Below are 22727 nucleotides of genomic sequence, written 5' to 3' on the forward strand. Positions count from 1 at the left end.
CTGTCCAGCGGAACGAAGACCATTGAGCCGATCGGCAAAAAAGCCGGTCAGAACAAAACCGAACCCAAGGAAAGCCGCCAACTCAAGGCGTTCTGTCCCTTGCGTTCTTTCATTGGAGAAGCCATGTCCTCGCTGTTCTCAAACAAGGTCGCCGCGGTCACTGGCGCAGGTTCCGGAATTGGTCGCGCCATCGCGCGCGGCCTGGCCCGGGAGGGCGTGACTGTGCATATCGCCGATCGCAATGCCGACGGACTGGCCGAAACCGCCGAACTGATCCGCGCTGAAGATGGCCGGGCGTTCACCACCGAACTCGACGTATCGAACGAACTTCAGGTGGTCGGTTGGATCGAGCAGATTCGATCCACGTCCGACCGGCTTGATGCAGCCTTCAACAATGCCGGTATCACTGGGCCGGCGAAGCGGATCGAGGACTATCCCATCGGGGATTTCCAGCGGGTCATAGCCGTCAATCTGCAGAGCGTCTTTCTCGGAATGAAATACCAGATCCCGCTTATCAAGCGCAGTGGCGGTGGCGCGATTATCAACACAGCCTCTGTTGCAGCCCTGACAGGTCCAGGCGGCATGAGTGCTTACGCGGCCTCCAAGCACGGTGTTCACGGCCTTACCCGTGTCGTCGCCATGGAAAATGCCGCTCACGGTATTCGCGTCAACGCGATTGCGCCCGGTTGGACCGAAACTCCGATGGTTGCGGCAAACAGCCAGCAGAACCCAGGTTTTGCGGCGCTTGCCCAAAATGCCATCCCCGCCAAACGCGGCGGCAGACCAGAAGAAATCGCGGCGGCCGCGATCTGGCTCGCCTCTGACGCCGCATCCTATGTCACCGGACACATGCTGACCGTCGATGGCGGCATGACGATCGGTGGTTTTGAACTCTGACACCGAACCTAGAAAGGATCATCCCATGTCAGACCAGCATGAAGCCTTAAGAGCCGTCGTGCGCCGCAACACGCTCGAAGTGCAGTCCGGCGGCAATTTCGAGCTCTTCGACGAACTGTTTGCCGACGATTTTCTCGACAACACGCCGCAGCCAGGCGGAACGCCGGACAAGGACGGTGCGCGCCGCCTTTACCACGCCCTGCGTGAAGCATTCCCGGATTTCCATGCAGAGATCCACTGGCAGGCGGTCGAGGGCGACATCGTCACGACCTTCAAGACCTACCACGGCACTCACCAAGGCGTGGTTCTCGGCATCGAGCCGACTGGCCGGAAGATCAAGTTCGAAACCGTCGATGCCATGCGCATCCGCAACGGCAAGATTGTCGAGCATTGGGGTGTCGCCAACCTCTACTACCTTCTGCAGCAGCTCGACGCCCTTCCCCCCTCGGCTCCAAAAGTGCCGGAAATTTAAGGATCACCATCATGAGCAATAGTAACATTCTTGACGGCAAGGTCGTCATCGTAACCGGCGCATCAAGCGGTATCGGCCGTGCCATCGCCATTCGGGCAGCCGAGCATGGCGCGAAAGCGGTCATCGTCTCTGACGTCGTCGAGGCACCACGCGAAGGCGGTGAACCGACCGCCTCCGAGATCCAGAAGCTGGGAGCGCAATCCGTCTTCGTGAAAGCGGACGTTAGCCGTAAGGCTGACAATGACGCCTTGGTCGCTGCAGCCGAGGAATTCGGGGGCGTCGACATCATGGTCGCCAATGCTGGCATCACCCTCAAGACGGATGGTGCCGAGGTCCCTGAAGAGGATTACCGCCGACTGATGTCCGTCAATCTCGACGGCCCGCTGTTCGGGGCTCAGGGGCGGTGTGGTGCTGATGGCAAAATCATTGGCCGACGCTCTTGGGCCGGACGGTATCCGCGTGAACGCGGTCGCGCCCGGTACGATCGACACGGAGCTTCTTCGAACAAGCCCCGGGATTGCGCAGGCCTCGGAAGGCTTCCGCCAAAGGACGCCGCTTCGGCGGCTTGGTAGGCCCTCGGAAGTTGGAGATGCCGTAGCCTATCTTGGCTCGGACCTGTCGAGCTATGTCACGGGCACAGCCATGCTGGTTGATGGTGGCCTCTTATCTGTCATCTGATTTACACAGCCCTGAAGTCGGACCCGCGCCCTCAAGAGCGTGGGTTTTTCCTGGCATTACTATTCGAAAATACCGACGATTATCCGCGATATTATCCAGCTTTTTCGTTGGGTTGGTTGGTGGCAATTTCTTCTCACGACGCAGCCACGGTGGCTACGCCCCCACTCAGGAGAACATTCATGTCCTATTCCGATGCAATCGCTCAGCGTGTTGAAACGATTTCCCAATCGGCCCTTATCAACGGTGTGACGCCGCTTGTCGGGCGCTTCCTTCTGACAGCAATCTTTCTTCTTTCCGGCGTCAGCAAGATTTCCGATCCGGCTGGTACGATCGGCTACATCAACATGGTTGGCCTGCCGTTCCCGTCTCTGTCCTACGGCGCCGCAATCCTTACTGAGATCGTCGGCAGCATCGCTCTCATCCTTGGCTTCCACACCCGGATCGTTGCTCTGATCCTCGCCGTGTTCAGTGTTGCGACCGCCTTAGCCTTCCACAACAACCTCGGCGACCTAAACCAATTCATCCACTTCTTCAAAAACATCGCCATGGCCGGCGGCCTGCTGCAAGTGGTGGCGTTCGGCGCGGGACGATATAGCCTTGACGCCCGCCGCTAGTCAGACGATCAGTAAAAGGCCGAAGCCCGGGCGGGGAGCCCGGGCTTTTTTCGTTATTACTTGCCCCACTCGGGGCCGCCGTCCGTGCAGGTCTGTCCGCCGTCCACTGGCAGGATGATACCGGTAATCCAGGCGGCTTCGTCACTGGCAAGGAGGGCAACCGCGGCAGCAATCTCTTCCGGCTGGCCGGGGCCTCTTAATGGGATACGGTCCCACGCTTTTTGCAGAGCGCGTGATCATCCATGATCGCGTCCACCATCCCCGTGACCGTTAGCCCCGGAGCGACGGTGTTTGCTCTGACGCCAAACTGCCGAGATCGCAGGCTGCAGAGCGTGTAAGATTGGCGACGCCACCTTTCGCAGCATTGTCAGCGGCATGGCTCCAACCGCCGCCAAGAGATGACACCGAGCCGATATTGACGATCGAGCCCTTCGTTTCCTTCAGATACGGGACTGCAGCCCGGCTCACGTAGAAAACGCCGGAAAGATCGGAGGCTATACACTCTTCCCAATCCTGATCACTCGTCTCTTCTTGTTTCAGGCCTGCGGAGACCGTTGCTGGTACCCGCAGATTTCCACGTCTTCGACGCACAGGTCCGGGACCTTCTCCACGAAGGCCTGGACGTAATCCGCGCTCATGTGCAGTTTGAAGTCGGAGGCATGCCGCCAGTCTTCGATCACCATCCAGACGTCAGTGACGTCTTTGGACTGGTGGATCTCGTAGCGAAGGCAGCCTTCTTCCCTTCTGGAAGAGGCGACGAGCTGAAGTAGTTCGTCGCCGAGATCTTGTGAGCGGCCCGGCTTTGCGGTGAAGTAGGCCACGTTGGTCAGTTCAGCCATTTCGGGTCTCCTTGTTCAGTGAGGCCGATATGAAACCCCGCAAAAGACGACCTCGCGGCCTTTTGCGGACCCTGTCGGGATCTCGCTCTTTTCAGACCCCGGCAAGGGCAATGATACGGGAGCCTGCAGCCGCCTGGCGCTGGGCCGCAAGCGGTGCGTATTCTGGCGAAGCGAACAGCTGGCGGATCGCTTGCTTGTCGGGAAACTCAATGATCAGTATGTTGGACGCCTGCCAGGCTTCGAGCTCAAGCGGCTCGGCGTCGAGAGCGATGAGGCGCCCACCTGCCCTTGCGACAAGCGGCAATGCCTTGGATCGATAGTCTTCGATCGATTGGGGATCGTGGATGTCGAGATCGACAACGAGATATGCGGACATGACTGTCTCCAATGAAAGAACGCAAGGGGCAGAACGCCTTGAGTTGGCGGCTTTCCTTGGGTTCGGTTTTGTTCTGACCGGCTTTTTTGCCGATCGGCTCAATGGTCTTCACCGGCATCTCAGTGATCCGTTCTCTCAGCGGACGCGGTCTCTTTCATGCCACCTCCTTCTGATACCGGAAATGATGAGATTTGTCGTGAACGGCGCCTGTCAGGGAAGATGACGCCATTTCACCATGCGGTCCTTGAGATAGAGCGTGCCACCGTCGACAGTAAAGGTGCCGTCACCCCGATGATGCATCGTCCGGCGCTCTTTGCGGTCTTCGTTGATCCAGACCCTCGTCGCCTCAAGGACGAAGAGGTTGTAGGGATCAGTGAGGGTGGTATCGATGACCCGACACTCGATGTTTGCGAGGCAATCATTGATGAGGGGGGCGGAAACGTCATTGCCAGGCCGTGTCTTGAGGCCAAACCTCTGGAACTTGTCGACACGGTCGCCGGAGCAGTTTCCAACATCAACGACCGTCTCACCGAGATCGAGACCGGGAACAGCAATCACGCATTCGCCAGTGTTCCGAAGGGCTCGATAGCTGTGGTCCCAGGGACCAATCACGCATCCAATCAGCGGCGGAGCATGCTGGATCATCATGTGAAAGCCCATCGTCATCACGTTTGGCTTTCCATTTTGACTTGTCGTGACCAAGACAATGGGTCCTGGCTCGAGAAGACGATAGGCTTGAGATGCAGGTATTTCCTTCATTGTTTTCTCCCTCGAGGGGAGCCCCCGCGCTTAGGCGGGGTCCCCATTAGGGCCGGCTTTTACCAACCCTGTTCAACAGGCAGGACGAACAGCTCGGCGACATCGACGTGAGCCGGGGCCTGAGCGGCAAACACGATCGTGTCGCCGATATCCTCGCCCTGGAGGAAGGTCATCTGACCAGCAAGCTCATCCATCTGCTTGCGGTAGCCCGGATCGGTGATGTGGTCATAAAGCTCGGTTGCGACAGCGCCAGGCTGGATGCAGGTGACACGGATGCCGTGCTTCTGGCCGACTTCCATGCGCAGGCCGTCAGAGAAAGCCGTAACCGCATGTTTCGTCGCGCAGTAGACCGAGAGACCCTTGAAGACCTTGCGACCAGCGATCGACGACATATTGAAGATGTGGCCGGAATGCTGCTTGATCATCCGCGGAAGAACGGCAGCCGTCGTGTTCAGAAGGCCCTTCACATTCACGTCCACCATGCGGTGCCACTCATCGACCTTGAACTGGTCGATATCAGAGAGCGGCATCAGGCCGGCGTTGTTGATGAGGACGTCGATCGAGCCGTAGGCATCGACAAGCTTCTTGACGCCTGCTTCGATCGACGCCGTGTCTACGACATCCATCTCGATCACCAGAGCTTCACCGCCCTTGGCTTCGATCTGCTTCTTGAGCTCTTCGAGCTTTTCGGTGCGGCGAGCCGCGAGGCCGACCTTTGCGCCAGCTTCGGCGAGTTTTACGGCGGTAGCAGCGCCAATGCCACTCGACGCGCCGGTTACCAGTGCAATCTTTCCGTTGAGGTTGGTCATTGTCTTCATTCCTTGTCTTGAAGCCCACCACCGCGGTGGGCGTTTCGTTTCGACAAGGAGGAACCTAAGTGTTTCACGCCGGCCCTTCTCACGGGGCCTTGCTCGACCTGTCGCGATCTTGCTCAAATCGCAAGCCCGTCGTAACACTAGCCTCGACGATAGTGGCTCGGCGGCAGGCCCGTCTCGCGGCGGAAGACCTGGGCAAAGTGACTTGGGCTCGAATAGCCGACGGACATGCCGATCTCGATAATGCTCGTGTCCGTTTCCTGCAGGAGCTGCTGTGCCTTCGCGACGCGCTGGCGGATGAAGTATCGGGAGGGCGAAAGGCCTGTTGCCTTCTTGAACAGACGGCTGAAATGGAATTCGCTCATGCCAACTGTTTCGGCCAGCTGAGCGAGATTGAACGGGTCGGCCAGGTGGTCTTCGAGGTAGGCAATGGCCCGTCGAAGCTTGAAGCCTGGAAGTGCTGTCTGCCGGCCGATGTCGGTCTCGCTCGACGCATAGTTACGGATGAGGTGGACGGCCAGGCTCTGTGCCAGTCCCTGGACGAACAATTGGCTGCCTTTGCCTTCAGCGGTAAGTTCCTGATGAACCAACGCCAGAAGATGCGAGAGCTGCTCGTCTTTGCCGCCGGATACATCACGCAGCGCGGGAGGCGCATCGCCGCTAACGACCTCATTTGCCACACGTTCGAAGAGAGGAACTGAAAGATAAAGGTGCATCACCTCAAAAGGGGCCGGGCCGGTCGCGCGCCAACGCATCTCATAAGGTGTCGGAGAGCGGGTCAAAAAGAAGTTGCCGACTGCTACGGTATTGGCGACCCATTCTCCATCCAAGTCTCGTTCCTCGACGATGGCCTCCCCTGACATGACCCAAACGATGAGCGGTTCGGCTACGGCCGGTACAAGAAACGGCTCTTGCTTTTTGTGCCGGGAGTAGACCTGCACGAACATATCGGCCCATGCTGGACTGTCCCCGCTCACAAGAGTGCGACCGGCGATATATTGCTCAAGACCAAGGGCGGAAGTCCGATCCGGTGTGATTTCGTCTAGGAGAGCGGCGGGCGACGCAGCGTGGCGCCCGTCTCCAACGCGGTCGGGGATGGGCGGGAGTGCTTCCGATTTTGTGGCATCTGCGATTTCCAACATGAACCCCTTTGTGAGAAGGCATGAAGCCGCGCCCTCGTGCTTGACGAGCGAGCGTTCTGTGAAACCCCTGTTCACATCTGCGCCCATGACCCTTCTAAATGATGCAACGCAGTCTTTGGTTTCAGGAGCCGGGGAAAGAATCCCTCCTCGATCATAACAAGACAACTCATGTGCCGATAATATCCTACGGGGAACTCCGGGGTGGCCGGTAGAAAGCTGCTCTCGAACCATTGCCCATTTCTCCGACCGTCCACCCTTTACGATCACACTTCGAGCCCAATGATCCCGAGAAAGCGAAACGCCGCCCACACCTTCGTTGTAAATGGCGAAGCCCACCATGCTGTTGCGTTCGCGCAGCGACAATGTCGGACGTCATGTTCTTTCCGTCGCCGGCTCGGGATTCATCGGCAGGGGGATTGGTATGAAGATCCTTTCGGACCACCGCACACCCAAGGTCTTAAAGGATCTTATCGTCAACACGGCGATTATGCTTTCGCCAAATCTAGTCGCCGACGAGTTCCAGTCCCGAGGTCTGCCCCACAAGTTATCTGGGTTGCGCTAGAAGCGATCTGCGAGCAGGTTCCAAATCCGGCGAGCAGGGTCAGCCTCAGTGAGCGGAAGGACAAGTTCGCCGTAGCGCTCGCCAAGATCGATTGGCGCATTAGCGACCTCGAATACAAAACGTTGCTCAGGATCGCCGAATTATCGCATGAAGCTCTCGCCCGTGCAGAGCTCCCCACCCCGAAACTAGAATCTTGGGCCACAGAACGGCGAACACAGGATCTCGTCATCATCGATATGGCGCACACGCTTGGTATGACGCGCATGTCGACGAGCCCGAAAACGGGTATTGCTGACGTCAATTGCAGAGTTCATGGCATCAACAACTTTTACATCGGCGGCGGCTCGGTGTTCCCCGACCAGCGGTCACGCCAATCCGACGTTGATGATCCTGTCTCTTGCAATTCGATTGGCCGATCATTTGAATAGGGAGCTTGCGCAAGGTTAGGACATGAAAATGATTGTCGCCCTTTGCTTGCTAGACAGCGGACGACAGGTCGTTTGGAGGTTTGGGAGATCTATCTGGCATGTTCGAAAAACGCGGCCGCCAATCTATCGACTTTGGTGACGACAGCGACCTCGTTTCGTTCCGACTTGAAAACTGAAAGATCGCCGTTGCCGAGCAATGCAAGCGGATTATCCGTGCTCCTCGCTTTCCGAAGCATCAAAAGCACGCCTCATCTTACGCAACACCGCCCTTCGCGCCCTGTCACCCGGCTCACGATCGAGTTGATCCCGCAGGTCAAGAACGAGGGATTGGAAATCATTGTGCCAGTCATTGCGGCCCGTCCTTATAGGATCGATCCTTGGCGGCAACAGCGCCTGGGCAATTGCCGACGCTCCTTCCGGCCCGAGGACAAAGCCTGAATCGAGACGAGGCTGGATGAGCGTCTCCTCTGACAGGAAACCTGCCAGGCGCTCCTGGAGGCCAGCAAGCCCGGCTTCCTCGCCATGGACCAGAAAGACATCCCTCTTTATCGGTTGGCGCGCTCGAACCCATTCCGCCAATTCGCGACCGTCAGCGTGGCCACTATAGATATCCAGCTTGCGGATCCGGGCACGCACGGTGATTTCTTCTCCCTGAATGCGGACAACCGTTGCACCATCCTGAAGAATTCGGCCGAGGGTACCGGCTGCCTGATAGCCGACGAGGAGCACGGTGCCCTCCTCGCGCCAAAGCCAGTTTTTCAGTCGATGACGTATCCGGCCGGCTTCGCACATTCCGCTGGCTGCAATCACGATATGGAAGCCCTTGACAAAGTCGATCGCCTTCGACTGCTCGACAGTTTCGGTGAAACGCACGTTCTTCGCCCGCATCGCCCCAGACAACAACGTGCCGTTTTCAAGCTCTGAAGCATGTTTTTCGAAGACCTCGCTGGCGCGTGTCGCCAGGGGCGAGTCGATCAGGATCGGACAGGTCCTGATTGCCCCGGAACGCATGAGAACGATGAGGTCCGTAAGCAGTTCCTGTGTCCGCTCCACCGCAAACGATGGCACGATGAGCGCTCCGTTGGGATGGTCTGCAGCAAGCACCTCGTCGCGCAACTGTCGGCGGCGATCCTCATCGGTGAGATCGTCGCGATCGACCGCACCGTATGTGCTTTCGCATATGACGTAATCCAGATCCCTGGGGCCGTCGGCGTCGAACTGCAGCAGCTTGTGACGGGGCCCAATGTCACCTGAGAAAAGCAGGCGCCGAGGAGACGTCGCCGTTTCGACTTCCATCTCAACAGATGCAGAGCCCAACAGATGACCGGCATCCCAAAAACGAAAGCGAATGCCTTCGGCAGCTTTCTGCCATCTTCCCAACGGAACCTGGCGGAACAACGTAATGGCTCTTGCAGCATCGGCGGCGGTGTAGATTGGCGTGACAGCATGCTTGCCACGCCTCTGATTGCGGCGGTTGAGATATTCAACCTCGCTCTCCTGAATATGGGCCGCATCAGGAAGCATGACCGAACACAGATCGATGGTCGCAGGCGTTGCAAAGATTGGCCCGCTGTAGCCCATGCTCGAAAGCTTCGGCAACAGGCCGGAATGGTCGATATGCGCATGGGTCAGAATGACGGCATCAATATCATTGGGCTCGAACGGGAACCGCCGGTAGTTCAGTTCCTTTTCGGTCTTTGAACCCTGAAACAGGCCGCAGTCGACAAGTATTCTTGCATCCGACGTCTCGATGAGCTGGCAAGATCCGGTCACCGCGCCGGCGGCACCGTGAAAGTGAATGGTGGGGTCCATCGGCATCTCACATGCCTCCTGAGGATAGACTGCGGCCCTGCTGAACAAGGTCGCCGCGTTTTTTTTCGCCGCGTGATGTGCCGGCCGGTTAATGCGCCAGCGTCGCCACAAGGATTGCCTTCGTGGCGTGAATGCGGTTTTCAGCCTGGTCGAGAACAATGGAAGCCTTCGATTCCAGAACATTCCTGGATGCGTCCGGCGAGCCAGTTTCGTCGCTTGCTGACTTGTGCGCATGATGACAGATGAAATCGGGCACGAAGCGCATGAACTTGCAATGCGGGTTGCCGGTCACCTCAAGTGTCGCCATTCTGACGCCGAACGGCATAAGGAGTTCAACGGCGCGGTCATTACGGGCGTTGTCCTCCACGTGGGAAACCCAGCGACTGGCGTAAATGAAGTCCGCATCGAGCACGCCGGCCGCAATGTCTTCCAGAACGGCAAACTTGCCACCGTTTTTCCATGCTTCGGCTTTGACACGATCGATAAATTGATGATCCGGCCACAGTTCCTTGGGGGACACGAGGCGGAAATCCATCCCCACCTTCGCAGCACCCATCGCCAGCGATCGAGCGCCGCTGACCCGACCGTTTCCAACCACCGACAACGTCAAGTCTGAGAGGTGTTTATGCGTGAACTCACGCATGGTCTGGAAGTCAGCCACAAGCTGGCAAGGATCGCAATGCTGTGACAGGGCATTGTGGACAGGAATGCCCGCCCGTTCGGCAAGGGCAGCCATGACATCGTCGGCAAGCCCGCAGCATTCGATTGCATCGAATGTTCTTCCCAGCATGCCCGCCATTTGCCTGATTTCATCGGGCGCTGCTTTCGCATACTGGTCCGGCCCGATGCAGACGACATGGGCGCCTTGATCGTAGGCCGCAAGCTCGAACGCCGCACGCAGGAATGGCAATTCACGCTCATGCAAAAATGCCAGGCTCTTTTGGAAAAGGTGCTGGCGTTCACTACCACAGCGTTTTGCAACCTTCAGGTCGCCGGCCAACTGCACAAGAAACCGCAACTCGCCTGGGTCGAGCGCCTCCACTGAAAGTACGTTACGGCCATGGAGATTGATCGACATAGTGTTTAAGTACCTCCCATGATTGAACCGAAACTGGACTGCTCCGATTGAGCACCCCCAAATTGCCCTTGGATATTCTTGCTCTTTCGCAGTCACACCACCGACGACAAATCCAACAAACCACAGACCAACACCAACGGCATTGACCGGCGTCAATGATCTTTCTGGACGATTGCCCGATCCTCTGCGGGCACAGGCTGGGGTCAAGTGCTCGAGGAATCTTTGATGGCTCAGGCCGGCGCCACGTGAGATGCGGATTGACCGAGACGACATCAGGGAGGCGGTAATGGCAATGGCATATCGAACCGGACCGATCCTGCGTCATCAGGTCGATAAGGCGTACCGCCTGATTGAGATCATCGAGTATCCGATCGATCTCGCGCAATGGCGATCCATCTGCGAACGTGATTTCAACCGGCGACATGTTGCATCCACACATGGCTCCATCGTCACTGTCGAGAACTCAATCGGCTATGTTCAGGGCATCAGCATCGCCCGTCCGGGCAGCGACACGAACTATGGCCACATACTCGATGTGCCCGTTTTTATTGTGGCAACGGCTGCCGACACTGTCGGCGTCTCGAACGCACTTCTGAGTCATTTGAACGCGATGGGCCGAGCAGACAACTGCAGCTACATGATTGTCGCAAACATCGACCCGAATGTGTGGCCAGAGAAAGGATCTGATCCTCGAAAGGGTATCGTCATACCCATAACGGCGTGATCATTGCCGTACCGGTCGGGCACTGAAGACATATCCCACCCCCCGCACCGACTTGATCAGCGAAGGATTGGCGGGATTTTCTTCTATCTTTCTGCGCAACCGCGCAACCTGCGCATCGATGGTTCGGTCAAATGCCTCCAGATTTCGACTACGCGTAAGATCCATCAGGATTTCGCGCGCCATCACACGGCCGGCATGTTTGACGAAGACACAAAGCATGTCGAACTCACCTGTTGTTAGCCGGATCTCCTCTCCCGCACGCGACAAAAGTTCGCGTCGCGCCAAGTCCAGACGATAGCCATCAAAGCAAAAGACTTCTTCCTCCTGGACTTCAGTCCGGCCACCGCCGACCGGCAGCCGGCGACGCAACGCAACCTTGATCCGTGCAAGCAATTCGCGAAGATGGAAAGGTTTGGAGATGTAGTCATCTGCGCCGAGTTCCAGGCCGACGACCCGATCGACCACATCGTTGCGTCCGGTCAGCATGATAAACGGAATGTCTGATCGGGCGCGAAGATCGCGGGCGAGGGCAAACCCATCTGCGTCGGGAAGGACCACGTCGAGAAGCACGACGTCGATACCGCCACGCGCCAGGCAATCGCGCATTGCACGGCCATCGCCTGCGACACTTACTCGGAACCCTTCATCTTGAAGGTACCGATCAAGCATTTGGCGGATTCGCTCGTCATCGTCGACGACAAGAACATGGTCCGGCTGCTTGCGGGAGAGCATTTTGAAGCGCCTTGTCAGCGGCCAAGTGCCGCGAGCGGTTGCACTCTGTTACAGACCTGAACGAAGTCTAGCATGTTTGTCGTCCGCCCGTCACGCGTTGGGCATCAACTTGATCGGTCACGATCAAGGAGGATGTCTGATGAACATGCCACTAAGGCTGGTTCAGCCAACAAATCATATCTCGATTGAAGATGCTCCCTTTGGTACAGCCGGGCTATCGTCTCTCTTTGCTCACCAGTCGCGTGAACACTTCGCGGCGGGAACAAGCATCTTCTGGGAAGGAGACAAGGCAACCCAGATCTTCGAAGTTGTTTCTGGCATGGTGCGCGCTATCCGCTTACTGAGCGACGGTCGCCGCATAATCGTCGGCTTTTTGCGCCCCGGTGATCTCCTGGGAGTTTCCTTCAAGGACCAGTACGTCTACACCGTCGAAGCCGTGACAAAGGTAGAGTTGCGCCGCTTTCCCCGCCATCTTTTTGAGGTCGAGATCGCTCGTCAACCGATCTTGCGGGAACTGCTCTTTTCCAGACTCTGCGATGAAATGTCGGCAGCACAAGATCAGGCGGTGCTGCTGTCGCGGAGAAGCGCCGATGAAAAATTGGCAAGTTTTCTTCTCCGTATGGCAAGCCATCGTATCGGACAGCATATGGCTGTCGATCTTCCAATGACAAGGCAGGATATCGCCGATTACCTCGGCATGACGATCGAGACTGTCTCGCGCACCACGACCAAACTTTCAAACAGCGGTATTGTCGCTACTCCGGACAGACATATCATTACGATCTTGAGGATGGATGCGCTGCGCTCGATCGCTGAGGGTGAGGAATGCGAGACATGGTTTGCTCCCTCGACGTTTAATACGCCGCCAGGCGGGGGATCCGCAAAACGCAATGGATGAACATGATCGACAACCGCATTGACGAAATCCTCAAGGTGTTTGACGACGCGAACGTCATTGTGCACGCAAGCGACGGGACGATCAGCCGTTGGAGCAGAGGATGCGAGCAGCTTTACGGGTGGTCGCGCAATGAGGCGAAGGGACAGATCGCGAGCAAGTTGCTGAACACCTCGTTTCCGATCGCACCGGAGGTAATCCATGCCCACTTGGCCTCATCAGGGGGGTGGAGCGGTGAACTGAGACATACACACCGTGATTCCAGTTTCGTGTTCGTCGCAACACGCTGGGTGCGACTAGGACCGACTAACATGATCGTGCAGACAGACACCGACATTACCAGCCTGCGGAAAACGCAGTCGGAGCTTGCCGCCAGGGAAGCACATCTGCGGTCGATACTCGACACCGTGCCAGAAGCCATGGTGGTCATCGATGAAGATGCTAAAATCATATCGTTCAGCGCCGCGGCCGAAAGCCTGTTTGGATACACGGAAAAGGACGTTCGGGGCCTGAATGTGCGAATGCTGATGCCATCTCCCGATCGGGACGCACATGATCGCTATATCGAACACTATCTACGCACCGGCGAGCGTCGGATTATTGGCATCGGTCGCGTGGTGACGGGCCTGCGCCAGGATGGATCGAGCTTCCCGATGGAATTGTCCGTCGGCGAGGCGAACGCCGATGGCCAACGCATATTCACTGGCTTCATAAGAGACCTCACCAGCCGCCAGCGGACCGAAGAGGAACTCCGACAAGCACAGAAGATGGAAGCCGTGGGTCAATTGACCGGGGGATTGGCGCACGATTTCAACAACTTGCTAACGATCATCACCGGAAATCTGGAGATGCTCGAGGCCCGCATCGGCGATGATAAGCTGCTCGATCTGTTGAGGGATGCCCAAGTCGCAGCGGATGACGGCGCAAAACTAACCGCCCAACTGTTGGCCTTTGGACGAAGGCAACCGCTCAATCCGAAGATCGTCGACGTTGGCGGACTGGTGTCAGATTTCTCAAAATTGCTGGCTCGAACACTTGGCGAAACTGTCGAACTGCGCACAGCAACCACCGGTGTCGCCAATGCGGCCGTTGTCGACGCTTCGCAGCTTCAGAACGCTTTGTTGAATTTGGCGCTGAACGCGCGCGATGCCATGCCCGATGGCGGACGCGTCAGCATTGAGACATCCACTGCGACCCTCGACCGTGGCTATGTCCTTATGAACCCGCAAGCACGCATGGGTCAGTATATCCTCATCACCGTCACCGACACCGGCGTCGGCATGACTGACGAGGTGAGACAGCGCGCCTTCGAACCGTTCTTTACAACAAGGGCTGTTGGCGCTGGAAGCGGACTCGGCCTGAGTATGGTCTATGGTTTCGTCAAGCAATCGGGCGGCCATATCCAACTTGACAGCGAACCGGGACGCGGTACTTGCGCCCGCCTCTATCTGCCTGCAGCTCCGAGGTTGAAGATCTCAAGTGATGCTGACGTCCCCGTGGCCGACGCGGTGCTGCCTCAAGGACACGAGACAATTCTCGTGGTGGAGGACGAATCCCGCGTCCGCCGCGTGGTCGTCGCCCGCCTTCGTCAGGCGGGATACAGTATCGTTGAAGCAGCCGCCGGCACCGAAGCGCTTAGCCTCCTGGCAAAGCATCCGGAGGTAGCGTTGCTTTTTACGGACGTTATCATTCCGGGTGGGATGACCGGTGACGAATTGGCACGCCGTGCACGGTTGTTGCGGCCGGATATCAAGGTGCTCTTCACATCCGGCTACGCCGAGCCAACAATATCCGGTCGCCAACTGTCTGGCGATGAGGAATGGTTGGCGAAGCCTTATACAGCACGTGAACTGGAAAGTAGGCTGCGCAAACTGCTGGACAGTTGAAGATGCTGACGCGGCCATGGCGAATCTGACCTCGGTCGCTCTATGTCACGGCACAACCGCTCGCAACTCTGGACAAGGGAAGACTTCATTCGTCCTGATCGCATGCCTGCCGCCCCGTCATGGCGGCGATATCGATGCTGTAGAACACATGTTTGTAGCCGGATGCGATCTCCGGAGTAGTCGGCTTCAGGCCGCCAGGCTCCCACCAGTTGGTGTGTTTTTCGAGCAGCGACCACGCATGGAGGTATTCCCGACGCCATTGGCCTTCCGGTGAGAGTTCCTGAAATTGCCCATGGATCACGACGCTTCGCCATTGGCGCGGGCCAGCCATTTCTTCTACCAGAACACAGACCTTGGGATTGGTCCGCATCAATTCGATCTTCTTGCCCGGCATCGAGAAGCTGTAGAGACAATTTCCAGCCATCGCATAGTAGATCGGGACCACATAGGGATCGTTATCCATGCAGCAGGCAAGCCGTGCGACGTGAGAAGCGCCGACAAGGCTGCTGCATTCGTGATGAGACATCTCTCTGACGAACATGGCCTTTCCTTTCCGAAAACCGCTCGCCTTCAACCATGGCGACAGAAGCGAACGCTTGCATTGATGCCGCGCAATGACAGCATGGACGGCGCCGGTATTCTTCCATGGACAGAATCATAGTGAGGGACAAGCGCTATGAATGACCTCAGCCTTCGACAGGATATTATCGACGAACTCGAATATGAGCCAAGCATCGATGCCGCCTGTATCGGCATTGCCGTCGATCACGGCATCGTGACATTGAGCGGCCATGTGCGAAGCTTCATGGAGAAACACACCGTTGAGCGGATTGTTCGCGGCATGCTGGGTGTAAGGGCCATTGCCCTGGAGCTTGAAGTTCGCCTGCCTGAACATCAGAGTAGGTCAGACGATGAGATCGCCAGCCGCGTGCTCGCTGTACTTGCATGGGCCGCCACGGTGTCCAATCCACGGGATATCGAAGTGACGGTCAGGCGGGGATTCGTGATACTCAAGGGCATGGTCGATTGGCACTTCCAACGCACAGCCGCCGATGCCGCTGTGCGGCAGCTCGCCGGGGTGACGGGCTTGAGCAATCAGCTCGAGATCCGCCGGAGCGTCAACCGGTTTGCCATGGCGCGGGAGATCGAGGAGGCACTGAGACGAACCACCGAGATCGATGCTGACGACATCCGGATAGAGACCTCCGGCAGCCAAGTCACGTTGCGCGGCAGCGTACGGACGCTTCGCGAGCGCGCTTTGGCCGAGAGGGCAGCTTGGTCGGCCCGTGGCGTCACCGTTGTTGAGGATCGACTGCTCGTCGACGACCAACGGGACGGTCTGTCCACCTGAGCAAGCTCTGCGGGAAAGGGATGCGATCCATTGCAGTGAGGGTCAATGAATTGCCGAAGAGGAGCGCCGGTATTCTCGCCTACAAGTTCGACCTGGGCTTGCCCCGCGTCTTGCTGGTGCATCCAGGTGGACCCTTCTGGAGCAACCGCGACTGCGGCGCGTGGTCTATCCCTAAAGGCGAATATGGTGCTGACGAGGCAGCCGAAGATGCGGCCCGGCGCGAATTCGAGGAGGAAACCGGCCGAGCTTTGACCGAGCCCCTATTTTGTCTTGGAGAGGTCCGCCAGAAAAGTGGCAAGATCATCGTGGCTTATGCCGCAGCCGTCGATTCCACAACATCTTGGCTTCAAAGCAACGCTTTCGACTTGGAATGGCCGCCGCGAAGTGGATGCATTCAACAATTTCCCGAAGTTGACCGAGCCGATTGGTTCACGTTTGCCGAGGCGCGCGGTAGGATCAATATTGGCCAATTGCCTCTGCTTGATCGGCTCGAAAAAATGCTGACCACCGGCGTTCGTCCTTGACCGCCGTCAAAACGCCGATCGCGTTTGTCGGTAAGATCACCGACAAGAGGAACGCAAGCGACGCTCCCAAGTCCAACACGGCGATAGATGCTGATCGTGCTGTTGCCAAGGCGAACGGCGCCAACCAGGGAAGGACAATACCATGCAGGTGCCCAGCGACATCCAGGCAAACCTGACCACACGATCGGGGTTTCAGCTCCGCGTTCGGCAAGCGATCCCCGCGGATGAAATGCTTGTCGCGGACTTCTTCGCCCATGTCACGCCTGAGGATCTCTCGTTCCGGTTCCTGTCGGGCATGACGGAAGTCTCACACGAACGGCTACAGGCGATCACGCGTGCCGACGACCCGAGGCGCATCAATTTTCTGGCATTCTCACCCGCGGATATGCTGGTGGGAGTTGGGGCTCTTGCGATCGACGAAAGCCTCCTCCGCGGAGAAGTCGCCCTCTCGGTGCGCGCGGACCACAAACACCTTGGCGTCAGCTGGACACTACTTTCCCACATTGCGCACTATGCGGAGCGCCGGGGTCTCAAGAGCATCGAATCCGTGGAAAGTCGTGCGAACCGGGCCGCGATCAAACTGGAGCGGGAGATGGGCTTCGAGATAACCCAGGTTCCCGACGACCCAACGTTGGTCCTCGTCAGGCGGGAGTTGCAGTCAGGCATCTAGACGGTCTCGTGCTTTCCTGGCACGGCCCGCCCGCCCATTCGATCACAAAAACGCGTACGCGACCGCGCACCGCACTACCGGCAACGATTGTCGCAATACCCAGCTGGCCCCAATAGGCGAGCGGCGAAGCGATGGCCGCGAGCACCAGCCTGCCAAACGCATTCGCGACAAGCGCCACCAGGATCGCGGACGTGTCGATGTCGGCACTTGCGGAATGGCCGAGCAGGCGAAGGGTGCTTAGTACCGATACGTCGGCATCAAAAAGAGCCGATACGGCCGAGACCACGAGTATCCCGGCATTGCCGGCGCGATTGGCCAAGGCTGCACTGAGCGTCATAGTGATCGCAAACAGTGCGGCGAACATCAAAAGCGGTGGTAGGTTGAAGGGATTGTTGGCGACGACATGAGAGCCCTGTGTCAGATTGCCTCTGACCAGCAAACCGGTGCCGCAGAGTGCAAAAACCAGAGCTGCAGCAGACATGGGCGCAACCAATGGACAAGCACCAAAATAAACACACGCAGGAGCGACACGGTCGCTGCCAGCATTGCAGCCTCGCCAAGGGCAACGGCTGCTCGCCACCGGCCGCCTTTTGCCCAAAGCTTACGGTTGCCGCCGTCGATGAAACGAGTGCGCCGGCAAGGCTGCTGACGATCAACCCCTTTGTCGTCCCAAGCAAACGGACCGCGATATATCCGACGTAGGAAATCACCGCGCTTAGAACCGTAAAAAAACCTGACTGCGCGCGGATTGAAGTCACCCAGGGGTCGATCGGTCGATCCGGAAGCAAAGGCAGAATGATAGTCGTCATGACAGCCAGCAACAGCGCCGAGCGCAGTTCCGTCCACGTCAGGCGCTGGAGCAAGCCATGCAATAGGTCGCGGCTGGACAGGACCGTTGCCAAGGCAGCACCACCTGCGGCGCCGGCACGATAGTCGCCAGAGACTGCCAGTCCGCCGAAGGCAAAGACGCACAGCCCGGCAACGACGCCGGTCACACTATAATCCCTATCGTGTCTGGCTTCTCTGACCTTGAACCAGGAAAGACTGAACGCGAACCCGATAAAGCCGGCGGCAAAGATGATCCCCTGACCCTGCTCCTGCGACAAGGCCGCAAAGACACCACCGAGCAAACCCGCTATGCCGTAGGTGCGGATTCCCGCTGTGCGGCTTCCGGCCGGCGCGTCCCGTTCGCGCCATCCGCGTTCCAGCCCGACAAGCAAGCCAACCGCCAAGGCAATCCCGAGCCGAAAGATAAGCTCTTCCATCTTAATCCACCCGAACGAACTCAGTTGCGGCCAAGCTTTGTCACAGCGCAGCACTGCGCCCAAGGGGCGATGTTCAGGACGAGCGATTTCCTCCCACCATGCAAATGGGCACCTGCCCAGGTACCTTAACCCACTGTCGTGGCCCCCGGTTGACGCGGATCAATGCGCACGTCCTGCCCACGGCTAGATTCGACGAGATTGGCCCTTGGGCAAACCATCGGGAGAAACTGCGATGACTTATAAAACCATTCTCGCTGTTTTCAGCATTCATCACAAAGAGCAGAGCCTGCGCTCTGCAGCCGAAATTTGTGCCTCCGTCGGCGCCCATCTTTCACTGTTGATTGTCAAACTCGCGTCACCTCCGCCAATTGGCGAATATGCAGCCGCTGTGTCCGTCGATTGGCTCGATGAAAGGCAGCGCGATATCGTCAGGCTTGAGACATGTGTGGAAAAGGCAAAAGCGATCCTGGATCAGACGGGAATATCCTTCGACGTCGCCACGATGTACACAGAAAGTGCCTGGGCAGACGACGAAATCGGAGAGAGGGCGCGCTATTGCGATCTCACGCTTGTCGGCGATGGGCTGATGGCCGATCCCGAACTACGCTCCCGCACACTCGACGGAGCGTTGTTTCGTTCCGCACGTCCGGTACTGATCGTGCCCAGAGGCAAAACCGCGACACTTACTCCGAAAAAAGTCGTGCTGGCTTGGGATTCGGGTTTCGAGGCGGCTCGGGCGGCCCGCGAGGCAATGGGCATTCTGGCAGGCGCAGATGACGTGCAGGTCACGATGGTGGATCCCCGCGCCAGCTACGGTCGCAACGGCGAAGAACCCGGCGCCGACATTGCGGCATACCTTGTTCGACATGGCGTCTCGGTCGCCGTCGAGCGGTTGCCAAGCGGGGGGCAGAGCATTGACGAGGTGCTGAACCGATTTGCCCAGGACGCCTCGGCCGAGCTGATGGTGATGGGCGCCTATGGCCATTCAAGAATGCGCGAGCGGGTCTTTGGCGGGGTAACCCGCTCGATGCTCGAGACCGCGTCAGTGCCGGTTCTCATGGTACATTGAACAACTGCTGAGCGAAGCCTGCTGCTTGATGGGACGCTTGGCGTGCTGTTCGGAATCGAGCGGTCAATGGGGACTGCCGCGACGGTGCTCTATTGTGGCACAATCGCCTGAGTCACTGAATGGACAGCGGGAGGTGCGGGTTGCATGAGAGCGGGTTTCTTCCACCTTTCATTCCTGGCGGTCGCTCTTACAGGCATGCTTGCCGGCTTGCTGGTTCAATACTTCGGCTGGCCGCTAGCACCCGACCTCATTTGGAGCGCCGCGACGGTTCCGGTCGTCGCAGCGCTCGCTGTCACGATTGCGCGCGATTTCCTGGTCGGGCGCATGGGTGTGGACGCCATAGCGCTCGTTGCGATGATAGCTTCGATCGCCATGGGGGAGCCACTCGCGGGTGTGGTGGTCGCCATGATGTATACCGGCGGCAACCTGCTGGAAGACTACGCACGCGGCAAAGCCGAACGCGACCTCAGGTCGCTTCGTGATCGAACGCCCCGTATTGCCCACAAGGTCGCTGAGGGCGAAGTAACGGACATTGCGGCTGAGGCGATCGTCGTAGGTGACGACTTGCTGGTAAGAGCCGGCGAGCTGTTGCCCGTAGACGGACATCTTCTTGATGAACGGGCCAAGCTTGACGAGTCCGCCGTGACCGGCGAGCCTTTGCCGGAAATTCGGCGGAAGGGTGAACAGCTTAGAAGCGGCACCGTCAATGCCGGCGAAGCGTTACACTATCGAGCGTCTGCCCCGGCCAGTAAGAGCACCTATGCCGGCATTGTCCGCATGGTCGAAGAGGCACAGACCGCCAAGGCACCGTTCATCCGAATGGCCGATCGTTTCGCCCTGCTGCTTTTGCCGGCGGCGCTTCTCGTTGCAGGTCTTGCGTGGTGGCTATCGGGCGATCGCATCAGGGCACTCGCCGTGCTCGTTGTCGCAACCCCCTGTCCCCTTATACTCGCCGCACCCGTTGCCTTCATCGGCGGCGTCTCGCGCGCCGCACGCGCGGGCGTCCTGATGAAAGGAAGCTCCGCGCTCGAGGCGCTTGCCCTTGTCCGCACTGCCATTTTCGACAAGACAGGGACATTAACCGAAGGCGGGGCGCGCATCACTTTTTTCGAAACGGCGCCAAATAGCGACGCCGAAGAAATCTTGCGCCTTCTCGCGTCCCTCGAACAGGCCTCACACCATGTTCTGGCCGAGACCATCGTTGCCTTGGCGCGAGCAAAGGGAATGCCACTGTCATCGCCGACAAATGTCCGGGAGTTTCGCGGCTCCGGATTGGAGGGCATTGTCGAGGGTAGGCATGTGCGTGCCGGGTCGCGTGCCCTTGTCCTTGGAGACGGAGAGGCACCGCCATGGGCTTGTTCGGTTGCATCGGCTAGGGAAGGCAGTTCGGGACTCGCAATCTATGTGTCCGTGGACGGTCGGATCGCTGCATTCCTCGTTTTGGCCGACGCAATCCGCCGTGAAGCGCCGGCCGCATTGGCTCAGCTTCATGCAGCCGGCATTTCGCGTATCATCATGGTCACCGGCGACGACGCCTTGACCGCCAGCGTCGTTGGATCTTCCCTTGGGATCGATGAGGTCTATGCCGATCGTAGTCCGGCTGAAAAGCTTGCAGCGGTTGCGGCCGAACAGCGTCGCCAGCCGACGATGATGGTGGGTGACGGGATCAATGATGCGCCGGCACTGGCTGCGGCTGATATTGGCATCGCCCTGGGTGCTCGCGGGGCGACCGCCTCGTCAGAAGCTGCGGATGTCGTGATCCTGGTCGATCGGATTGATCGCGTACCTCATGCTGTCATGATCGCGCGGCGCACAAGGCAAATCGCCATGCAAAGCATCGTTGCCGGTCTGGCATTGTCGGGGATCGCGATGGTCTTCGCGGCCTTTGGATACATCACTCCGGTCGCCGGCGCCCTTTTGCAGGAAGGGATAGACATCGCGGTGATTGTCAACGCCTTGCGAGCCTTGAGCGGGCCGTCAAACATTTCCTCCACCGAAGGATCAGCCTCGCCTGCCCCGGCAATTTCGTAAGTGCATATTTTCCGGAAGGTAGCGAGGGTCGCCGATCGGGCTTCGGTCTATGCCATCGCCTTGCCTCAAAACCTGATCACCACACGCTGACCACAGCCGGCCCAATTTTCGATCGTAATGCGCAGCCCCCTAGTCGTCGGCCAACCCTATCGTTGTACGGATATTGACGCCTCTCGTGGGACCGCGTGCAACCAGCTCAGGGCGATGAACACCGGCTTTGCAGTCATGTGGATATCGCCGAACTCGTCAGCGATATAAGCCGCTGCAGCCCACTTGCGGGATCCGCCAGAAGCATGAAGTAGAACAAGGTGAGCATCGCCTGCACTGCCATTTCAAAGGCCCGGGAGGTTGCCGCCGGTTTGGCTACGCGTACCAGTATCTGCAGGATTACCAGTGCAAGGATGACAAGGCCGACCCAGAAGTCTGCGCTCGCGAGCATTTCGAAATCCGGACGATTTTGTTTCACTACGACGTATGCCAGTCTCCCTGTCTTCTTGCTATTTCCTGTATATCAGGACGGGGATGCTCGAATGCGTAAGAACCTTGGCTGCAACGCTGCCGATGATCAAGGCGCCGACACCGCCGCGGCCGTGCGAAGCCATGATGATGAGATCGGCACCGATATCCTCCGCTCTCCTGATGATCTCCAGGTTAACCTCGTGCGCGCTGGAATGATCGGCCACGCAGCGAACGCCGGCCGCTTCGGCCCCAGTCCGAGCGGCGCGAAGCGTCTCGGCAGCATGCACCTCGGAAAGCGCCTCATATTGCGCGCGGGTGTTGCTGACCTGCTCCGCATCTAGAGAAACGAGGTGAAAAGGTTCCGTCACGATAAAGATGGTGATGTTCGCGCCCACTTCCTTTGCGAATGTGATGGCGGCATCCACGGCCAGCGTCGCGAGCGGTGAGCCGTCGGTGGGTATGAGGATGTTGCTGAACATGAAAGCCTCCCGATTGAAATCGGAATCAAGGTAGCCGCATCGCCCTGAGCCACATTGACCCAGATCAAGTAATTTAGCTTTGGCTTATTTACTCGTGAGCAAGCAAAAATAAAATGAATGACAAGCTTGAGTCATGGGCGTGGGTTCGGTCGACAGCGACGGAACTTCCG

General features: G+C 58.2%; 26 protein-coding genes and 2 pseudogenes. 13 read left to right on the plus strand and 15 right to left on the minus strand.

Going from position 1 to position 22727, the window contains the following annotated elements; all coding sequences use genetic code 11:
• The first annotated feature begins 123 nt into the window (after window positions 1-123).
• From ABIE33_RS29580 to ABIE33_RS29595, 4 genes and pseudogenes are all read left to right on the plus strand, one after another.
• A complete protein-coding gene (locus ABIE33_RS29580; RefSeq protein ID WP_429131879.1) occupies window positions 124-897 on the plus strand; it encodes an SDR family NAD(P)-dependent oxidoreductase in 774 nt (257 codons plus the stop codon).
• Between the two features lie 25 nt (window positions 898-922).
• A complete protein-coding gene (locus tag ABIE33_RS29585; RefSeq protein WP_429131708.1) occupies window positions 923-1369 on the plus strand; it encodes an ester cyclase in 447 nt (148 codons plus the stop codon).
• Window positions 1370-1380: 11 nt separating this feature from the next.
• Window positions 1381-2047 (plus strand): annotated as a pseudogene (locus tag ABIE33_RS29590) (SDR family oxidoreductase).
• Window positions 2048-2226: 179 nt separating this feature from the next.
• A complete protein-coding gene (locus ABIE33_RS29595) occupies window positions 2227-2661 on the plus strand; it encodes a DoxX family protein (protein ID WP_429131711.1) in 435 nt (144 codons plus the stop codon).
• 56 nt (window positions 2662-2717) lie between these two features.
• Here ABIE33_RS29595 and ABIE33_RS29600 read toward each other — a convergent pair whose 3' ends face one another.
• The 7 genes from ABIE33_RS29600 to ABIE33_RS29630 all read right to left on the minus strand — a co-directional run bounded on the left by ABIE33_RS29600 (window position 2718) and on the right by ABIE33_RS29630 (window position 6592).
• The gene (locus ABIE33_RS29600; protein ID WP_429131881.1) at window positions 2718-2888 is read right to left on the minus strand and encodes an SDR family oxidoreductase; all 171 of its coding nucleotides are present in this window, start codon (window positions 2886-2888) and stop codon (window positions 2718-2720) included.
• Window positions 2889-2931: 43 nt separating this feature from the next.
• Window positions 2932-3252: an SDR family NAD(P)-dependent oxidoreductase gene (locus ABIE33_RS29605; protein ID WP_429131713.1), complete on the minus strand. Its 321-nt coding sequence runs from the start codon at window positions 3250-3252 to the stop codon at window positions 2932-2934.
• Window positions 3198-3500, minus strand: a complete 303-nt coding sequence (locus tag ABIE33_RS29610; RefSeq protein WP_429131715.1) for a putative quinol monooxygenase — start codon at window positions 3498-3500, stop codon at window positions 3198-3200. The genes ABIE33_RS29605 and ABIE33_RS29610 overlap by 55 nt, the downstream gene beginning before the upstream one ends.
• Window positions 3501-3591: 91 nt before the next feature.
• Window positions 3592-3876, minus strand: coding sequence for a DUF1330 domain-containing protein (locus ABIE33_RS29615; RefSeq protein WP_429131717.1), 285 nt, complete (start codon window positions 3874-3876; stop codon window positions 3592-3594).
• A gap of 210 nt (window positions 3877-4086) precedes the next feature.
• The gene (locus ABIE33_RS29620; protein WP_429131719.1) at window positions 4087-4635 is read right to left on the minus strand and encodes a flavin reductase family protein; all 549 of its coding nucleotides are present in this window, start codon (window positions 4633-4635) and stop codon (window positions 4087-4089) included.
• A gap of 59 nt (window positions 4636-4694) precedes the next feature.
• A complete protein-coding gene (locus tag ABIE33_RS29625) occupies window positions 4695-5444 on the minus strand; it encodes an SDR family oxidoreductase (protein ID WP_429131720.1) in 750 nt (249 codons plus the stop codon).
• A 146-nt stretch (window positions 5445-5590) separates the two neighbouring features.
• Window positions 5591-6592 carry a helix-turn-helix domain-containing protein gene (locus ABIE33_RS29630; RefSeq protein WP_429131722.1) on the minus strand — a complete coding sequence of 334 codons (1002 nt, stop codon included), beginning with the start codon at window positions 6590-6592 and terminating at the stop codon, window positions 5591-5593.
• Window positions 6593-6871: 279 nt separating this feature from the next.
• On the opposite strand from ABIE33_RS29630, the gene ABIE33_RS29635 reads away from it, so the two are divergent.
• Window positions 6872-7582, plus strand: a complete 711-nt coding sequence (locus ABIE33_RS29635) for a GMC oxidoreductase (protein ID WP_429131724.1) — start codon at window positions 6872-6874, stop codon at window positions 7580-7582.
• Between the two features lie 207 nt (window positions 7583-7789).
• On the opposite strand, the gene ABIE33_RS29640 is transcribed toward ABIE33_RS29635, so the two are convergent.
• Window positions 7790-9400, minus strand: coding sequence for an MBL fold metallo-hydrolase (locus ABIE33_RS29640; RefSeq protein ID WP_429131726.1), 1611 nt, complete (start codon window positions 9398-9400; stop codon window positions 7790-7792).
• 82 nt (window positions 9401-9482) lie between these two features.
• Complete coding sequence (locus ABIE33_RS29645) at window positions 9483-10472, minus strand: ornithine carbamoyltransferase (RefSeq protein ID WP_429131727.1); 990 nt, start codon at window positions 10470-10472, stop codon at window positions 9483-9485.
• A gap of 286 nt (window positions 10473-10758) precedes the next feature.
• On the opposite strand from ABIE33_RS29645, the gene ABIE33_RS29650 reads away from it, so the two are divergent.
• Entirely contained in the window at window positions 10759-11196 is a 438-nt protein-coding gene (locus ABIE33_RS29650; RefSeq protein ID WP_429131729.1) for a hypothetical protein, read from the plus strand.
• Here ABIE33_RS29650 and ABIE33_RS29655 read toward each other — a convergent pair whose 3' ends face one another.
• Window positions 11197-11928, minus strand: a complete 732-nt coding sequence (locus tag ABIE33_RS29655; RefSeq protein ID WP_429131731.1) for a response regulator — start codon at window positions 11926-11928, stop codon at window positions 11197-11199.
• Between the two features lie 139 nt (window positions 11929-12067).
• On the opposite strand from ABIE33_RS29655, the gene ABIE33_RS29660 reads away from it, so the two are divergent.
• The gene (locus ABIE33_RS29660; protein WP_429131733.1) at window positions 12068-12826 is read left to right on the plus strand and encodes a Crp/Fnr family transcriptional regulator; all 759 of its coding nucleotides are present in this window, start codon (window positions 12068-12070) and stop codon (window positions 12824-12826) included.
• Complete coding sequence (locus tag ABIE33_RS29665; protein WP_429131735.1) at window positions 12823-14709, plus strand: PAS domain S-box protein; 1887 nt, start codon at window positions 12823-12825, stop codon at window positions 14707-14709. The genes ABIE33_RS29660 and ABIE33_RS29665 overlap by 4 nt, the downstream gene beginning before the upstream one ends.
• Window positions 14710-14794: 85 nt before the next feature.
• Here ABIE33_RS29665 and ABIE33_RS29670 read toward each other — a convergent pair whose 3' ends face one another.
• The gene (locus tag ABIE33_RS29670; RefSeq protein WP_429131737.1) at window positions 14795-15250 is read right to left on the minus strand and encodes a pyridoxamine 5'-phosphate oxidase family protein; all 456 of its coding nucleotides are present in this window, start codon (window positions 15248-15250) and stop codon (window positions 14795-14797) included.
• Between the two features lie 135 nt (window positions 15251-15385).
• Here ABIE33_RS29670 and ABIE33_RS29675 point away from each other — a divergent pair, with 135 nt between their 5' ends.
• From ABIE33_RS29675 to ABIE33_RS29685, 3 genes are all read left to right on the plus strand, one after another.
• Window positions 15386-16060 carry a BON domain-containing protein gene (locus ABIE33_RS29675; RefSeq protein ID WP_429131739.1) on the plus strand — a complete coding sequence of 225 codons (675 nt, stop codon included), beginning with the start codon at window positions 15386-15388 and terminating at the stop codon, window positions 16058-16060.
• A 50-nt stretch (window positions 16061-16110) separates the two neighbouring features.
• Window positions 16111-16584 (plus strand): NUDIX domain-containing protein, encoded by a 474-nt coding sequence (locus tag ABIE33_RS29680; RefSeq protein ID WP_429131883.1) that lies wholly within the window; start codon window positions 16111-16113, stop codon window positions 16582-16584.
• Window positions 16585-16726: 142 nt separating this feature from the next.
• Window positions 16727-17254, plus strand: a complete 528-nt coding sequence (locus ABIE33_RS29685; RefSeq protein ID WP_429131741.1) for an N-acetyltransferase family protein — start codon at window positions 16727-16729, stop codon at window positions 17252-17254.
• On the opposite strand, the gene ABIE33_RS29690 is transcribed toward ABIE33_RS29685, so the two are convergent.
• Window positions 17226-17735, minus strand: a complete 510-nt coding sequence (locus ABIE33_RS29690; RefSeq protein ID WP_429131743.1) for a DUF4010 domain-containing protein — start codon at window positions 17733-17735, stop codon at window positions 17226-17228. The genes ABIE33_RS29685 and ABIE33_RS29690 overlap by 29 nt on opposite strands.
• Window positions 17736-17886: 151 nt before the next feature.
• Window positions 17887-18519: pseudogene (locus ABIE33_RS29695) on the minus strand (MgtC/SapB family protein); the annotation flags it as partial.
• 232 nt (window positions 18520-18751) lie between these two features.
• Between ABIE33_RS29695 and ABIE33_RS29700 the strand changes: the two are divergent.
• Together ABIE33_RS29700 and ABIE33_RS29705 are read left to right on the plus strand one after the other, a co-directional pair.
• Window positions 18752-19588 carry a universal stress protein gene (locus ABIE33_RS29700; RefSeq protein ID WP_429131885.1) on the plus strand — a complete coding sequence of 279 codons (837 nt, stop codon included), beginning with the start codon at window positions 18752-18754 and terminating at the stop codon, window positions 19586-19588.
• Window positions 19589-19732: 144 nt separating this feature from the next.
• Window positions 19733-21619 (plus strand): heavy metal translocating P-type ATPase, encoded by a 1887-nt coding sequence (locus ABIE33_RS29705; RefSeq protein ID WP_429131745.1) that lies wholly within the window; start codon window positions 19733-19735, stop codon window positions 21617-21619.
• Between the two features lie 223 nt (window positions 21620-21842).
• On the opposite strand, the gene ABIE33_RS29710 is transcribed toward ABIE33_RS29705, so the two are convergent.
• Both ABIE33_RS29710 and ABIE33_RS29715 read right to left on the minus strand, forming a co-directional pair.
• Window positions 21843-22058, minus strand: coding sequence for a hypothetical protein (locus ABIE33_RS29710; protein WP_429131747.1), 216 nt, complete (start codon window positions 22056-22058; stop codon window positions 21843-21845).
• Window positions 22059-22116: 58 nt separating this feature from the next.
• Window positions 22117-22557, minus strand: coding sequence for a universal stress protein (locus ABIE33_RS29715; RefSeq protein WP_429131749.1), 441 nt, complete (start codon window positions 22555-22557; stop codon window positions 22117-22119).
• Window positions 22558-22727 lie beyond the last annotated feature (170 nt).

Origin of the sequence: Ensifer sp. 4252, assembly GCF_050434565.1 — a bacterium.
GTDB lineage: Bacteria > Pseudomonadota > Alphaproteobacteria > Rhizobiales > Rhizobiaceae > Ensifer.

Bases quoted from the DNA above. Each gene is read 5' to 3' on its own strand.
- ABIE33_RS29710 (WP_429131747.1), bottom strand. From the start codon at position 22,058: ATGCTCGCGAGCGCAGACTTCTGGGTCGGCCTTGTCATCCTTGCACTG.
- ABIE33_RS29685 (WP_429131741.1), top strand. From the start codon at position 16,727: ATGCAGGTGCCCAGCGACATCCAGGCAAACCTGACCACACGATCGGGG.
- ABIE33_RS29705 (WP_429131745.1), top strand. From the start codon at position 19,733: ATGAGAGCGGGTTTCTTCCACCTTTCATTCCTGGCGGTCGCTCTTACA.
- ABIE33_RS29650 (WP_429131729.1), top strand. From the start codon at position 10,759: ATGGCAATGGCATATCGAACCGGACCGATCCTGCGTCATCAGGTCGAT.
- ABIE33_RS29640 (WP_429131726.1), bottom strand. From the start codon at position 9,400: ATGCCGATGGACCCCACCATTCACTTTCACGGTGCCGCCGGCGCGGTG.
- ABIE33_RS29625 (WP_429131720.1), bottom strand. From the start codon at position 5,444: ATGACCAACCTCAACGGAAAGATTGCACTGGTAACCGGCGCGTCGAGT.
- ABIE33_RS29635 (WP_429131724.1), top strand. From the start codon at position 6,872: ATGATCCCGAGAAAGCGAAACGCCGCCCACACCTTCGTTGTAAATGGC.
- ABIE33_RS29580 (WP_429131879.1), top strand. From the start codon at position 124: ATGTCCTCGCTGTTCTCAAACAAGGTCGCCGCGGTCACTGGCGCAGGT.
- ABIE33_RS29585 (WP_429131708.1), top strand. From the start codon at position 923: ATGTCAGACCAGCATGAAGCCTTAAGAGCCGTCGTGCGCCGCAACACG.
- ABIE33_RS29670 (WP_429131737.1), bottom strand. From the start codon at position 15,250: ATGTTCGTCAGAGAGATGTCTCATCACGAATGCAGCAGCCTTGTCGGC.
- ABIE33_RS29715 (WP_429131749.1), bottom strand. From the start codon at position 22,557: ATGTTCAGCAACATCCTCATACCCACCGACGGCTCACCGCTCGCGACG.
- ABIE33_RS29645 (WP_429131727.1), bottom strand. From the start codon at position 10,472: ATGTCGATCAATCTCCATGGCCGTAACGTACTTTCAGTGGAGGCGCTC.
- ABIE33_RS29675 (WP_429131739.1), top strand. From the start codon at position 15,386: ATGAATGACCTCAGCCTTCGACAGGATATTATCGACGAACTCGAATAT.
- ABIE33_RS29620 (WP_429131719.1), bottom strand. From the start codon at position 4,635: ATGAAGGAAATACCTGCATCTCAAGCCTATCGTCTTCTCGAGCCAGGA.
- ABIE33_RS29665 (WP_429131735.1), top strand. From the start codon at position 12,823: ATGAACATGATCGACAACCGCATTGACGAAATCCTCAAGGTGTTTGAC.
- ABIE33_RS29700 (WP_429131885.1), top strand. From the start codon at position 18,752: ATGACTTATAAAACCATTCTCGCTGTTTTCAGCATTCATCACAAAGAG.
- ABIE33_RS29615 (WP_429131717.1), bottom strand. From the start codon at position 3,876: ATGTCCGCATATCTCGTTGTCGATCTCGACATCCACGATCCCCAATCG.
- ABIE33_RS29610 (WP_429131715.1), bottom strand. From the start codon at position 3,500: ATGGCTGAACTGACCAACGTGGCCTACTTCACCGCAAAGCCGGGCCGC.
- ABIE33_RS29655 (WP_429131731.1), bottom strand. From the start codon at position 11,928: ATGCTCTCCCGCAAGCAGCCGGACCATGTTCTTGTCGTCGACGATGAC.
- ABIE33_RS29660 (WP_429131733.1), top strand. From the start codon at position 12,068: ATGAACATGCCACTAAGGCTGGTTCAGCCAACAAATCATATCTCGATT.
- ABIE33_RS29595 (WP_429131711.1), top strand. From the start codon at position 2,227: ATGTCCTATTCCGATGCAATCGCTCAGCGTGTTGAAACGATTTCCCAA.
- ABIE33_RS29690 (WP_429131743.1), bottom strand. From the start codon at position 17,735: ATGTCTGCTGCAGCTCTGGTTTTTGCACTCTGCGGCACCGGTTTGCTG.
- ABIE33_RS29630 (WP_429131722.1), bottom strand. From the start codon at position 6,592: ATGTTGGAAATCGCAGATGCCACAAAATCGGAAGCACTCCCGCCCATC.